Source organism: Brochothrix thermosphacta DSM 20171 = FSL F6-1036 (genome assembly GCF_036884295.1).
In the GTDB taxonomy this organism is placed as follows: Bacteria; Bacillota; Bacilli; order Lactobacillales; family Listeriaceae; genus Brochothrix; species Brochothrix thermosphacta.
In genome coordinates, this window is record NZ_CP145608.1 from 2,098,981 (window position 1) to 2,113,020 (window position 14,040).

The 14,040-nt window shown below is 39.5% G+C and carries 9 protein-coding genes, 4 rRNA genes and 1 pseudogene; 6 read left to right on the plus strand and 8 right to left on the minus strand.

Annotation, left to right across the window (positions count from 1 at the left end; translation table 11 throughout):
* Positions 1–128 precede the first annotated feature (128 nt).
* Positions 129–1,484 carry a protoporphyrinogen oxidase gene (gene hemG / locus V6S17_RS10515; RefSeq protein WP_029091355.1) on the minus strand — a complete coding sequence of 452 codons (1,356 nt, stop codon included), beginning with the start codon at positions 1,482–1,484 and terminating at the stop codon, positions 129–131.
* Complete coding sequence (hemH, locus tag V6S17_RS10520; protein WP_029091354.1) at positions 1,481–2,413, minus strand: ferrochelatase; 933 nt, start codon at positions 2,411–2,413, stop codon at positions 1,481–1,483. Before hemH ends, hemG begins: the two co-directional genes overlap by 4 nt.
* Before the next feature lie 191 nt (positions 2,414–2,604).
* On the opposite strand from hemH, the gene hemQ reads away from it, so the two are divergent.
* The 5 genes from hemQ to V6S17_RS10545 all read left to right on the plus strand — a co-directional run bounded on the left by hemQ (position 2,605) and on the right by V6S17_RS10545 (position 6,280).
* The gene (gene hemQ, locus V6S17_RS10525; protein ID WP_029091353.1) at positions 2,605–3,348 is read left to right on the plus strand and encodes a hydrogen peroxide-dependent heme synthase; all 744 of its coding nucleotides are present in this window, start codon (positions 2,605–2,607) and stop codon (positions 3,346–3,348) included.
* A gap of 88 nt (positions 3,349–3,436) precedes the next feature.
* Positions 3,437–4,309, plus strand: coding sequence for a Cof-type HAD-IIB family hydrolase (locus V6S17_RS10530; protein WP_029091352.1), 873 nt, complete (start codon positions 3,437–3,439; stop codon positions 4,307–4,309).
* 32 nt (positions 4,310–4,341) lie between these two features.
* Entirely contained in the window at positions 4,342–5,154 is an 813-nt protein-coding gene (gene thiD, locus V6S17_RS10535) for a bifunctional hydroxymethylpyrimidine kinase/phosphomethylpyrimidine kinase (RefSeq protein WP_029091351.1), read from the plus strand.
* Between the two features lie 23 nt (positions 5,155–5,177).
* A complete protein-coding gene (locus tag V6S17_RS10540; protein ID WP_029091350.1) occupies positions 5,178–5,732 on the plus strand; it encodes a DUF420 domain-containing protein in 555 nt (184 codons plus the stop codon).
* Between the two features lie 11 nt (positions 5,733–5,743).
* Complete coding sequence (locus tag V6S17_RS10545) at positions 5,744–6,280, plus strand: GNAT family N-acetyltransferase (RefSeq protein ID WP_051535963.1); 537 nt, start codon at positions 5,744–5,746, stop codon at positions 6,278–6,280.
* 23 nt (positions 6,281–6,303) lie between these two features.
* Here V6S17_RS10545 and V6S17_RS10550 read toward each other — a convergent pair whose 3' ends face one another.
* Positions 6,304–7,266 (minus strand): rhodanese-related sulfurtransferase, encoded by a 963-nt coding sequence (locus V6S17_RS10550; protein ID WP_029091349.1) that lies wholly within the window; start codon positions 7,264–7,266, stop codon positions 6,304–6,306.
* Positions 7,267–7,519: 253 nt separating this feature from the next.
* Between V6S17_RS10550 and V6S17_RS10555 the strand changes: the two genes are divergently transcribed.
* Positions 7,520–7,984, plus strand: coding sequence for a hypothetical protein (locus V6S17_RS10555; protein WP_029091348.1), 465 nt, complete (start codon positions 7,520–7,522; stop codon positions 7,982–7,984).
* Between the two features lie 134 nt (positions 7,985–8,118).
* Here V6S17_RS10555 and V6S17_RS12710 read toward each other — a convergent pair.
* The 5 genes and pseudogenes from V6S17_RS12710 to V6S17_RS10575 all read right to left on the minus strand — a co-directional run.
* Positions 8,119–8,229: pseudogene (locus tag V6S17_RS12710) on the minus strand (IS3 family transposase); the annotation flags it as partial.
* A 388-nt stretch (positions 8,230–8,617) separates the two neighbouring features.
* Positions 8,618–8,733, minus strand: a 5S ribosomal RNA gene (gene rrf / locus V6S17_RS10560).
* Between the two features lie 3 nt (positions 8,734–8,736).
* Positions 8,737–8,852 (minus strand): 5S ribosomal RNA (gene rrf / locus V6S17_RS10565).
* Between the two features lie 257 nt (positions 8,853–9,109).
* Positions 9,110–12,038, minus strand: a 23S ribosomal RNA gene (locus V6S17_RS10570).
* Between the two features lie 325 nt (positions 12,039–12,363).
* A 16S ribosomal RNA gene (locus V6S17_RS10575) occupies positions 12,364–13,911 on the minus strand.
* The 16S, 23S and 5S rRNA genes sit together here, the layout of an rRNA operon.
* Between the last annotated feature and the right edge of the window lie 129 nt (positions 13,912–14,040).

Consider the following 14,040-nt stretch of genomic DNA (forward strand, 5'->3'; position numbering starts at 1 on the left):
ACAATCACCTTGTTATCACTTTATCCTTATTTATTCTTATGCACTATATATATTTAGCGAATATAAGTCATTCAAAAAAACTTTTCATCTGATTCAGATTATCTCCAAATCAAATAAAAAGTTCTTGTTCACATATTCTTTACTGTTTCTTTAGCTAATTGAATACAATCTGGAATACCTACACCCTCGTATGACATACCAATAAAATGCAGTCCTTCTCGTTGGTGTTTTGTCTTTTCTAATAACGAAGCTACTCTTTCAGTATGTCCAATATCGTATTGAGGCATTGCCATATTCATCTTACTTATTTCAGTAACTTCTGGTTCCGCCGTAACACCCATTATATCTTGTAGATAAGTACGTGCTAAGCTGATTAATTCATCATCTGCTAACTCAGTAACGTTAGATAGATTGCTTCTGCCTAAAAACACACGTAATAATATACGATTTTCTGGTACCATATGTGGCCATTTTGTATGGACCCATGTACAAGCTGTCATATGTTCGTCTTTTTCACGTGTCATTAAAAATCCTGTTCCGTCAGGTAGACTGGGAACATCATCTATCTTGAAACCAAATGACAATGTCGCTGAAGAAGCAATTTTTTGATTTTTTAATGGTGACTCATATTGAGGCATTAGTTCTAATGCTCTTAAATGATTAATTCCGAAGATAATCTCATCTACAACTTCTATTTCTCCATTTTTGAATAGTAAATGATATCTATCTTCTTTTTTTTCAATATTTTCAATTGCCTTATTAAGATGACATCGTTCTGTTGGAAGTTGTTTCACCAACTCATCAACAAGTTGAGTCATTCCACCCTTTAGTGTTCGAAATGCACCAATTGTTTGCTTTGTTCCTGTCGTTTGTACTCGTTGCTTTCGCAAACCTTTTAGTATACTACCATTTTCATTAAGAAGGGTTTCCATTGCCGGATAAGTTGCTCTCAAACTCATTTGATAGAGATTACCTGCATAAATACCTGAAAAAAGAGGTTCAATTAAATGAGTAACCATTTCTTTACCAAATCGCTTCTCAAAAAAATCACCTAATGATTGATCTTCTTTTGATCTATCTGCTGGTTTGATTAGTTCATATAATACCCTTACTTTACCAAGTGGCGAAAACAGTTTACTTTTTAAAAAGGGTTTTAACTTTGTAGGTATACCCATGATTGAACCATCAGGTATTGGGTGGAAAATTTTATTTTGATAAATGTATGACTGTCCCGTTGCATTTTTCACTAGTTCTGAATCTAGTTTCAAGTCATGAATCAACTGCATCCCTGCTGGTTTACGTGCTAAAAAAGAGTCTGGCCCTTTTTCAATGATATAACCTTGCTTATGAACAGTTTTTATATGACCTCCAAAACGTGCACTTGCTTCATACACTTGCCAATCTATGTTTTTATTTTGACGGGCTAAATAGAAAGCAGCCGTTAATCCAGACAAACCGCCACCAATAATAGCTACTTTTTTCATAGGTTAGTTTCACGGGCTTTCATAACAATATCAGTTAATGCTTCAATAAAAAGCGGATCTGTATTCGGCATCTCTAAACGGTGATAATTTGCACCGATTTCGGCTACAACATCTTTACATTCGATATCATTATCATAAAGAACTTCTAAGTGTTCTGCTACAAAACCAACGGGTAAGTATATGTACTCCGTATAATTATTTTCACTAAGTTCTCGTGTTAAATCTAAAACATCTGGACCGATCCATTCATCAGCTGTTCTACCAGCACTTTGCCACCCTACAACAAAATTCGTAATACCTGCTCGTTCAGCAATTAATTCCGCAGTTCGTTTCACTTCTTGAGGATAATAATCACCATCTTTTAAAATTTTCACTGGTAAACTATGAGCAGAAAAAACATACATTGCATTTTTTCTTTGTTCATCTGTAAATGAATGATTCAATGCTTTAATTTGATTTGCCCAAAAATCTAAGAATTTAGGTTCTTCAAACCAACGTAATATTTTTGTTAATTTAATTTCCGAACCAATTTCATCAATTTTTTTCTGAGCACGAGAATGATAAGATTGTGTACTAAAACCAGAATATTGTGGAGCTAGTACTATACCATAAGCCTCTTTAATGCCATCATTTTCCATCTCGACAACAGCCTCTTCAATCCAAGGTTCGATATGTTTTAGCCCAATATAAACCTGGTATTGAACATCTTCATTTTTACTGTTCAAACTTGAACCAAGTGCTGCAGCCTGTTCATCTGTAATACGTGCTAAAGGAGAAATCCCACCAATATCACGATAACGTTCTGCTAAATCATCATATAGTTCTTGCGTAGGTGCATGACCATGACGAATATCTGTATAATATCTTAAAATATCTTCTTCTTTATATGGTGTCCCGTAGGCCATCACCAATAAACCAATTTTTTTCAAAACATAGCCCCCTTATTTTTAATCACAATTAGCTTAACATACTTATTTAGAATAATTATTAGTAAATATCCGTCAAATGTTTCAATTTAGTGTCTAAATTCAAAATTTTTTCAGAGAACTTCCCTCTATTTTGGTTTTATAATCTGCTATCCTTTATAATTGAGGTATTAATATATAGAGGAGAGATAATAATGGTAGAAGCAGTTAAAACCCACGATGGCTGGTATTGCCTTCATGATTTCCGCACAATAAATTGGGCAAAATGGCGTATTTTAAGTTCTGAAAAACGTTCACAATTAACAAATGATTTTATCAACTTCATCACTTCACTTGAGAACGTTAGTGCTGAAAATAATGGTAGCCACTATTTCTTTGATGTTACTGGTCACAAAGCAGACCTAGGTTTAATGCTTTTACGTCCTGAGTTAAGCGACTTAAACAATGTTGAAAATCAATTCAATAAATTGGAAATTGCTGATTATTTTGTACGCACACATTCCTATATTTCTGTCATTGAATTGAGTACTTACTCAGGCGATTCATCAAATCCCAAAGTTATGAAACACATCCAAAATAGACTTTATCCGCAGTTGCCAAAAAATAAATACGTTTGTTTTTATCCCATGAATAAAAAACGTGATGGCGATGATAACTGGTTCCGTTTGTCGATGGAAGAGCGTCAAAAATTAATGTATGATCATGGCATGATTGGTAGACAATACGCTGGGCAAATACGCCAATTCATTACTGGCTCAATTGGTTTTGATGATCACGAATGGGGTGTTACGCTTTTCAGTAATGATGCTCTTCAATTCAAAAAAATCGTCTATGAAATGCGTTTTGATGAAGCGAGTTCTCGATATGGAGATTTCCCTTATTTTATGGTTGGTGTTCATTTACCAAAAGAAAATATCCCCACTTTTCTTTCACTATAAAATTAAAAAAATGAATCCTTAACTGCCTATATATTAACGAAACGTGGTAGACTAGGTATAGGTATGCATAAAATTTAAGGAGGATTCTATGATTCAATTAATTGCAACAGATATGGACGGAACATTGCTTGGAAGTGAGGCTAAAATCACTGATGATAATGCCCGTGCTATTAGAGATGCTCAAGCAGAAGGTTTTAAAGTTGTTGTGGCAACCGGAAGAGAATACGCAAGTGCTTCTGAGCTTTTAGCTGAAAAAAAATTGGAAAACATTCAAATGATTTGTTTAAACGGTGCTCAAACGCGGTCTGAAAAAGGCGAGTTAATTGAGGAAATCGTTCTTCCATCTAAAGAGATATTAGCTGTCTATAACGCTATTAAAAATGAGAAAGTTATCTTTCAAGTTTACACATCAGATGATGTTTTTGGCGAAAAACGCGAAGAAACAATCAGTCTACTAACTGAATATTTTTTAAGTATCAATGAAGAAATGACTAAAGATGGTGCTGAGAAGCTTTCTACAAAATTTACCGATGCTCATATTCCTCATTTTGTAGATGACTTCCAAGAATTTTTAAACACCTATACTGAAAATAGTTTCTTGAAAATTATTGTTTCAGGATATCATGCAGATATGATTGGTTATTTGAGTCCTAAATTAGATCATATTGAAAATATTGCTATTTCTGCTTCTGGTGGAAATAATATCGAAATCACACATATAAATGCACAAAAAGGAATTGCCTTAACTAACTTGGCCGATAATTTAGGAATTGATATTACTAATGTAATGGCTCTCGGTGACAATCTAAATGACATTTCTATGTTATCAATCGTAGGGCATTCTGTTGCTATGGGGAATGGTGTACAGGAAGTCAAAAATACTGCGCTTTATACTACAAAACCAAACTACGAAAGTGGCGTTGCTCACGCAATCGATAAATATGTTTTAAATAAAAAGTAAACCAATCGAATTATTTAATAGGGGGATTTTTAATGTCAATCAAAAAAACACTAACCATCGCCGGTTCTGATTCTAGTGGCGGAGCAGGTTTACAAGCTGATTTAAAAACATTTCAAGAGTATGGAACATTTGGTTTTTCTGCAGTAACTTCAATTGTAACCATGGATCCTGATAATAATTGGAGCCATGGTGTAACAATCATTGACTCTGAAGTTGTTAGGGCAGCTCTTAAAACGGTTCTTTCTGGTGGGCCAGTCGATGCAATGAAAACAGGTATGTTAGGTTCTGTAGAAAACACAAAAGCCGCAGCTGACGCAATTGAACAACATCAATTAAAAAATGTTGTTATTGATCCAGTTATGGTCTGTAAAGGTGAAGACGAACTTATGCAACCAGAAAACGCTGCTGCTATCCGTGATTTATTAGTTCCCTTAGCGACAGTGGTGACACCAAATCTATTCGAAGCAAGCCAACTAGCGCAGACTGCTCCTATTACCGATCTTGAAGGTATGAAAGTTGCGGCTGCCAAAATACATGCTTTAGGTGCTAAATACGTTGTTATTAAAGGCGGAAAAGCCTTGCAAACTGATAAAGCTATCGACTTGCTCTTTGATGGTAGTAACTACACTGTATTAGAAGCTCCAAAGGTACCTGGTAATCATAATCATGGTGCAGGTTGTACATTTGCAGCAGCAATTACTGCAGGACTTGCTAATGGTATGACTGTTTCAGAGTCTGTTGCTAAAGCAAAAGACTTTGTTACTGCAGCAATTAAAGATGGTTTTGCGCTTAACCAATTTATTGGACCTGTATGGCACGGTGCATATAACCGTCAAAAAAGCTAATTATAATTAAGGAGGACATTTAAATGTCTCAGGAACACCACCCAAAGAGTAAAAAAAATCACGTTGGTTTAATCATAACAGTCTCTATTCTAGCCGACATATTCATTCTACTACTCTTTTTCTCACCACTTGTTGGATACAGTGGAAAAGTATCATTCGATCTCTATCTTTTCCCTCGATTCAACGCTGTGTTTAACAGTTTTACTTTCATTTTCTTATGCTTTGCATTGTGGGCGATTATTAAGAAGAAAAACATTAAATTACACCGCGGCTTTATCTTAGCAGCGTGGGTAACGACAATGCTCTTTTTATTCTCTTATCTTACATTTCACTTTCTCCAAAGTGAACCACCTAAATTTGGTGGACAAGGTGTTGTTCGTCCGATTTACTTCTTTATTTTAGTAAGTCACAGTATATTAGCTGCACTTGTTGTGCCACTTGCTTTATTTTCTACATGGTGGGGTTGGTCAATGCAAACAGTCAAACATAAAAAAATTGTTCGTTGGACAATGCCTATATGGCTATATGTTAGTATAACTGGTGTAATCGTTTATCTCTTTATGGCACCCTATTATTAAGGTGCTTGGTAATGACACCTATCACAATTACTAAAAATGATAGCTCTTATCAAATTACACCTCGCTGGGCGACACCAGACGACTATCACTCTGTTTGGAACCTATTACTGCAAAAAGCTAAAGCGTTCAAAGAATCAGGTTCTAGTCAGTGGTCAGCGTTGTTAGATGGTGTTGACTCTCATAATACAAAATATCGAATAACTAATAATGAAGTTATGGTTTATGAATATAATAGTCAAATTATTGGTGCTGTGATATTACTTCACGAACAAAGTACTTGGGACACTAAACTATGGGGAAAAGATAAAGCCAAAGTCTTTTATATCCATCGTTTAATGGTTAGCAATGAATTTAATGGTATGAATCTCGGTTCACACATGTTAAAACACATTGAAGAGATTGCAGAAAGTTTATCTATCTCTTCACTAAGACTAGATTACTTAAATAGCAATAAATTTTTAAAACAGTTCTATACAATAAATGGTTTCACTGTTAAAAAAAAGCATCAAGAATTTACTACAATGCAAAAAGCAGTTTCTCTCAACTAATTTTGAGAGAAACTGCTTTTTTATTATTTACCATCTGTTATTAATAATAGACGTTCTTGATACTCTTCTTCAGACATATTATGGCGTTTAGTATAAATATTGTCTTCATGTACACGACATTCATGTGAACAACTTCCCAAGTATTTTAATTCATTTGATTCATTAGTTAAAATTTGTTTATTACAACGTGGATTCGCACAGTTAATATAACGTTCACAAGGTGTACCATCAAAATAATCGACACCAACAATAACTTCTTCTACTTGGTTGATTGGAACTGATATGCGCTTATCAAAGACGTACATTTTACCATCCCATAAATCGCCTTTAACCATTTCATCTTTACCATAAGTAGCAATACCACCATCAAGCTGTCCAACATCTTTAAAACCTTCACGTACAAGGTAACCAGAGAATTTTTCACAACGAATACCACCTGTACAATAAGTAACTACTCTTTTTTCCATCAATTCATCTTTATGATCCTGAACCCATTGAGGTAACTCACGGAAAGAGCGTATATCTGGGCGAATTGCGCCACGAAAATGCCCTAAATCATATTCATAATCATTACGAGCATCCAATACAACAGTATTTTCATCTAGTAATGCTTCACGGAACTTATCAGCATTTAAATACTCACCTGTTACTTCATGAGGGTTAATATCATCCTCTAACTCTAGAGCTACAATTTCAGTTCGTGGACGACAATGCATTTTATTAAAAACATGACCGTCTGCTTGATCAATTTTAAATTTTATGCCTTTAAATAGTGGATTCGCTTGCATATCTTTAACATATTGATTTGTTTTCTCTACAGTACCTGAGACAGTACCATTGATACCCTCATCACCAATTAATATACGACCCTTCAATTCCAAATCCTTACAGTATGCCAAATGATTTTGTGCGAATTCTGTTGGATTTTCGATTGGTGTGTATAAATAATAGAGTAAAACCTGGTAAGCTTCTTTTGTTTCTTGCATAAAAATAACTCCTTTCACTATATATATAATAGATTACAACTAATATATTATACCATGAAAATGTCACAATAAACTAATATTTTACACCAAATTAATTTTGTGTATTACTAATAAGTACAGTTGCTAAATTGGTAATTCTAATGATACTTTGCTATACTGTACTAGACTATTAGAAACATTCAAATACTTATAATTAAACTGTATTTTTAGTTTCTATCCAATGATAATAAAGATATTAAAAGGAGACTGACATATGTCATCATATAAAAATAATGATAGTACTGAACAAATTGCACACGAATTAGCACATACTTTTAGATTGGGCACTTTCAAAACAAAAATTAATGAATCGGAAACAAACTTAAAATGGTCTACGTATTTGATTCTTGATTTGTTAGCTGAAACACCAAAATTATCTGCTGATAAAATTTCAGAAATTTATCATATAGAATTAGAAAAAGTCAAAAAACAACTAAAAGATATGGTTAGTGAAGGTGTCCTTCGTGTCGAAACTAGCATCGAAGATAAAAAGTCAAAAAAATATTCTTTAACAGAAAGCGGACGTTATTTTTTAAAGAAAGCTCATCAAGCACGCCATAAAATTTATGAAAGCCTATTAGATGAATGGTCTGAAGCAGAGCGCCTCCAATTCTCTGGCCTCATTCAAAAATTCAACGGGGAACTAAACAAAACTGATTTTATGTCTCCAGTTAATTAATTTAGAAAATAAAAACACTTAATGTAGTAACCAAAAAAGCTAGACTTTTTACAGAGTAGATTTTCTACTCTGTTTTTTTACGTAGTTCCGCTCATTTTCTTTATGAATTGAGCCACACTTTGCTAGTTTAATTTTTATTTCATTTGAGAATGATGATAGTATGCTATATAATTTTCAATCCCTGATTTTAATTCCTGATATTTTTTATAGATAATGCCCTGGTAAAGTTCTAGTTTGAGTATGCTAAAGAAATTCTCCTATGGATAATTTCTAAGCAGTTTCGTTTACGAGACATACTTTGAAAAATATGCTTTTTTTAGTTCATTGTTAAAAACTTTCATTTGCTATCTCCATCCTTTATTTGAATAAAAAGTTCGATGATAAGTACCATCACTTTTTTCTCAATTGTTTATTTCAATGCAGTCATAACCGAATGATCTCTTGGCTTCACTGAAATTGCAGAAGAGAAAATCTCGTTATTATACATCTTCATGAATGGATTTAAATAAAGTTTCTTAATAAGCAAACTCCCTGAGTTATTTTTTCATAATATATAAATATTTTCAGGTCTAATTTTTTGGGGAGCGGTTAATATTTTCGAAAAAAAAATACCCATAAGGGTATTTTAAGTTTGCTTGGCAATGTCCTACTCTCACAGGGGGAAACCCCCAACTACCATCGGCGCTAAAAAGCTTAACTACTGTGTTCGGGATGGGAACAGGTGTATCCTTCTTGCTATTACTACCAAACTTGCTTGGCAACGTCCTACTCTCACAGGGGGAAACCCCCAACTACCATCGGCGCTAAAGAGCTTAACTACTGTGTTCGGGATGGGAACAGGTGTATCCTCTTTGCTATCGTCACCAAACGTTTTTTTGATGCCATTCTCTTAGTAAGCTGTGTATTTCGTTGTTGTCTTATCGTCTCAATTGTCACATACCATAAGTATGCTCCTCAATCGACTCAAAGCCGTCTAGAAATCCTTCGCTTCATAAGTGAATTCATCTCACTTGCTTGGATAATATGAAATTATCAAGAGAATTTGCACTCTCAAAACTGAATACTTATTGATATAGAAAGAATTTGCGACAACCAATCGTCATTTTCGCTTTTTTAAAAATTAATAAGGTTAAGTCCTCGACCTATTAGTATTCGTCCGCTCCATACATTGCTGTACTTCCACTCCGAACCTATCAACCTGATCGTCTCTCAGGGGTCTTACTCACATAAAGTGATGGGAAATCTCATCTCGAGGGGGGCTTCACGCTTAGATGCTTTCAGCGTTTATCCCTTCCACACATAGCTACCCAGCGATGCTCCTGGCGGAACAACTGGTACACCAGCGGTGTGTCCATCCCGGTCCTCTCGTACTAAGGACAGCTCCTCTCAAATTTCCTGCGCCCGCGACGGATAGGGACCGAACTGTCTCACGACGTTCTGAACCCAGCTCGCGTACCGCTTTAATGGGCGAACAGCCCAACCCTTGGGACCGACTACAGCCCCAGGATGCGATGAGCCGACATCGAGGTGCCAAACCTCCCCGTCGATGTGGACTCTTGGGGGAGATAAGCCTGTTATCCCCGGGGTAGCTTTTATCCGTTGAGCGATGGCCCTTCCATGCGGAACCACCGGATCACTAAGCCCGACTTTCGTCCCTGTTCGACTTGTAGGTCTCACAGTCAAGCTCCCTTGTGCCTTTACACTCTGCGAATGATTTCCAACCATTCTGAGGGAACCTTTGGGCGCCTCCGTTACTCTTTAGGAGGCGACCGCCCCAGTCAAACTGCCCATCTGACACTGTCTCCCACCCCGATAAGGGGTGCGGGTTAGAATGGTCATGTCACAAGGGTAGTATCCCACCAACGCCTCCTCCGAAGCTAGCGCTCCGGAATCTAAGGCTCCTACCTATCCTGTACAAGTGACACAAACATTCAATATCAGATTGCAGTAAAGCTCCACGGGGTCTTTCCGTCCTGTCGCGGGTAACCTGCATCTTCACAGGTACTATAATTTCACCGAGTCTCTTGTTGAGACAGTGCCCAAATCGTTACACCTTTCGTGCGGGTCGGAACTTACCCGACAAGGAATTTCGCTACCTTAGGACCGTTATAGTTACGGCCGCCGTTTACTGGGGCTTCAATTCGCACCTTCGCTTGCGCTAAGCACTCCTCTTAACCTTCCAGCACCGGGCAGGTGTCAGCCCATATACGTCATCTTACGATTTTGCATAGACCTGTGTTTTTGGTAAACAGTCGCTTGGGCCTATTCACTGCGGCTCTCTCAGGCTTTCACCTTAATAGAGCACCCCTTCTCCCGAAGTTACGGGGTCATTTTGCCGAGTTCCTTAACAAGAGTTCTCTCGCTCACCTTAGGATTCTCTCCTCATCTACCTGTGTCGGATTGCGGTACGGGCAGTCATTAACTAACTAGAGGCTTTTCTTGGCAGTGTGGAATCAGAACCTACGGCACTAGGTGCCACCACATCACAACTCAGCTTACACGGAAAGCGGATTTGCCTACTTCCCTGCCTAATTGCTTGTACATGCATATCCATCAGCATGCGTTCGTATCCTCCTGCGTCCCCCCATCGCTCAAACATTAATGACTGGTACAGAAATATCAATCTGTTGTCCATCGCCTACGCCTATCGGCCTCAGCTTAGGTCCCGACTAACCCTGGGCGGACGAGCCTTCCCCAGGAAACCTTAGATATTCGGTGGACGGGATTCTCACCCGTCTTTCGCTACTCATACCGGCATTCTCACTTCTAAGCACTCCACCAGTCCTCTCGGTCTGACTTCACTGTCCTTAGAACGCTCTCCTACCACGGACATCTTAGATGTCCATCCACAGTTTCGGTAATACGTTTAGCCCCGGTACATTTTCGGCGCGGTGTCACTCGACTAGTGAGCTATTACGCACTCTTTAAATGGTGGCTGCTTCTGAGCCAACATCCTAGTTGTCTAAGCAATACTACATCCTTTTCCACTTAACGTATATTTAGGGACCTTAACTGGTGGTCTGGGCTGTTTCCCTCTCGACAATGGATCTTATCACTCACTGTCTGACTCCCGAGTATAAGTCGATGGCATTCGGAGTTTATCTGAATTCAGTAACCCTAGATGGGCCCCTAGTTCAAACAGTGCTCTACCTCCATGACTCTCAACCTCGAGGCTAGCCCTAAAGCTATTTCGGAGAGAACCAGCTATCTCCAGGTTCGATTGGAATTTCTCCGCTACCCACACCTCATCCCCGCAATTTTCAACTTACGTGGGTTCGGACCTCCAGTAAGTTTTACCTTACCTTCATCCTGGACATGGGTAGATCACCTGGTTTCGGGTCTACGCCTACTAACTAATTCGCCCTATTCAGACTCGCTTTCGCTGCGGCTCCGTCTTATCAACTTAACCTTGCTAGTAAACGTAACTCGCCGGTTCATTCTACAAAAGGCACGCTATCACCCATTAACGGGCTTTAACTACTTGTAGGCACACGGTTTCAGGAACTATTTCACTCCCCTTCCGGGGTTCTTTTCACCTTTCCCTCACGGTACTGGTACACTATCGGTCACTAGGGAGTATTTAGCCTTACGGGATGGTCCCCGTGGATTCCGACGGGATTTCTCGTGTCCCGCCGTACTCAGGATCCACTCTGGAGAGAAACGCTTTTCGTTTACGGGACTGTTACCCTCTTTGGTTAACCTTTCCAGGTTACTCAACTAAACGTTTCTTTTGTAACTCCGTGTAGAGTGTCCTACAACCCCAAAGAGCAAGCTCTTTGGTTTGGGCTGTTTCCGTTTCGCTCGCCGCTACTTAGGAAATCGATTTTTCTTTCTCTTCCTGCAGGTAATAAGATGTTTCAGTTCCCTGCGTCTGCCGTCAACAACCTATGTATTCAGTTGAAGACACTATGCGATCAAGCATAGTAGGTTTCCCCATTCGGAAATCTCTGGATCAAAGCTTACGTACAGCTCCCCAAAGCATATCGGTGTTAGTCCCGTCCTTCATCGGCTCCTAGTGCCAAGGCATTCACCGTGCGCCCTTTCTAACTTAACCTTCAGGTTTACAATGTCTTTCGATGTAAGATGACTCCTACACTTCAATGGTTGTATTCCTTTACCTTGCCTCCGAAGAGGCAAAGTTCGACATGATGAACACATGTCTGGTTGATCGTGCGATACGATCTGATGATTATAAATCACCTAAAATGAGTCTCGGTTGTTACTTGGTCTTTCTATTTAATATCAATTAGTATTCAGTTTTCAAAGAACAAATTTTTATAGAGAAGATTGACTTCTCAAAACTAAATGAACGCTAGACATAACATATAACAATTAATTTGTAACATTATCACATCCGAAGATGTGTTCCTATTCCTTAGAAAGGAGGTGATCCAGCCGCACCTTCCGATACGGCTACCTTGTTACGACTTCACCCCAATTATCTATCCCACCTTAGACGGCTAGCTCCCGAAGGTTACCAAACCGGCTTTGGGTGTTACAAACTCTCGTGGTGTGACGGGCGGTGTGTACAAGGCCCGGGAACGTATTCACCGTAGCATGCTGATCTACGATTACTAGCGATTCCGGCTTCATGCAGGCGAGTTGCAGCCTGCAATCCGAACTGAGAATAATTTTATGGGATTGGCTCCACCTCGCGGCTTCGCGACCCTTTGTATTATCCATTGTAGCACGTGTGTAGCCCAGGTCATAAGGGGCATGATGATTTGACGTCATCCCCACCTTCCTCCGGCTTACACCGGCAGTCACTTTAGAGTGCCCAACTAAATGCTGGCAACTAAAATCAAGGGTTGCGCTCGTTGCGGGACTTAACCCAACATCTCACGACACGAGCTGACGACAACCATGCACCACCTGTCACTTTGTCCCCGAAGGGAAAGTTCTGTCTCCAGAATGGTCAAAGGATGTCAAGACCTGGTAAGGTTCTTCGCGTTGCTTCGAATTAAACCACATGCTCCACCGCTTGTGCGGGCCCCCGTCAATTCCTTTGAGTTTCAACCTTGCGGTCGTACTCCCCAGGCGGAGTGCTTAATGCGTTAACTGCAGCACTAAGGGGCGGAAACCCCCTAACACTTAGCACTCATCGTTTACGGCGTGGACTACCAGGGTATCTAATCCTGTTTGCTCCCCACGCTTTCGCGCCTCAGCGTCAGTAACAGACCAGAGAGCCGCCTTCGCCACTGGTGTTCCTCCAAATATCTACGCATTTCACCGCTACACTTGGAATTCCACTCTCCTCTTCTGTCCTCAAGTCTCCCAGTTTCCAATGACCCTCCCCGGTTGAGCCGGGGGCTTTCACATCAGACTTAAGAGACCGCCTGCGCGCGCTTTACGCCCAATAATTCCGGACAACGCTTGCCACCTACGTATTACCGCGGCTGCTGGCACGTAGTTAGCCGTGGCTTTCTGGTTAGATACCGTCAAGGGGTGAACAGTTACTCTCACCCATGTTCTTCTCTAACAACAGAGCTTTACGACCCGAAGGCCTTCTTCGCTCACGCGGCGTTGCTCGGTCAGACTTTCGTCCATTGCCGAAGATTCCCTACTGCTGCCTCCCGTAGGAGTTTGGGCCGTGTCTCAGTCCCAATGTGGCCGATCACCCTCTCAGGTCGGCTATGGATCGTCGCCTTGGTAAGCCATTACCTTACCAACTAGCTAATCCAGCGCGGGTCCATCTCACAGTGACAGCCGAAACCGTCTTTCACTTGAACATCTTATGATGTTCAGCACATTCGGTATTAGCATCGATTTCTCGATGTTATCCCCAGCTGTGAGGCAGGTTACCCACGTGTTACTCACCCGTCCGCCACTAACTTCAAAAGAGCAAGCTCTTTATCCGTTCGTTCGACTTGCATGTATTAGGCACGCCGCCAGCGTTCGTCCTGAGCCAGGATCAAACTCTCGTTAAAAAGTGATAGTGTTTAAACCATCAAATGATCCTTAACTAGTTCGCTAGCTAAAAATTTGTTACTTGTTTGCGTTACGAAATTAATTGGTTAAACTCCGAAGAGTTTAAGCATATAATATGTCTTTTCGTT

Coding starts and splice junctions, on each gene's coding strand:
- hemG (WP_029091355.1), bottom strand. CDS start 1,484: ATGAAAAAAGTAGCTATTATTGGTGGCGGTTTGTCTGGATTAACGGCT.
- hemQ (WP_029091353.1), top strand. CDS start 2,605: ATGGTAGAAGCAGTTAAAACCCACGATGGCTGGTATTGCCTTCATGAT.
- V6S17_RS10530 (WP_029091352.1), top strand. CDS start 3,437: ATGATTCAATTAATTGCAACAGATATGGACGGAACATTGCTTGGAAGT.
- thiD (WP_029091351.1), top strand. CDS start 4,342: ATGTCAATCAAAAAAACACTAACCATCGCCGGTTCTGATTCTAGTGGC.
- V6S17_RS10540 (WP_029091350.1), top strand. CDS start 5,178: ATGTCTCAGGAACACCACCCAAAGAGTAAAAAAAATCACGTTGGTTTA.
- V6S17_RS10545 (WP_051535963.1), top strand. CDS start 5,744: ATGACACCTATCACAATTACTAAAAATGATAGCTCTTATCAAATTACA.
- V6S17_RS10550 (WP_029091349.1), bottom strand. CDS start 7,266: ATGCAAGAAACAAAAGAAGCTTACCAGGTTTTACTCTATTATTTATAC.
- V6S17_RS10555 (WP_029091348.1), top strand. CDS start 7,520: ATGTCATCATATAAAAATAATGATAGTACTGAACAAATTGCACACGAA.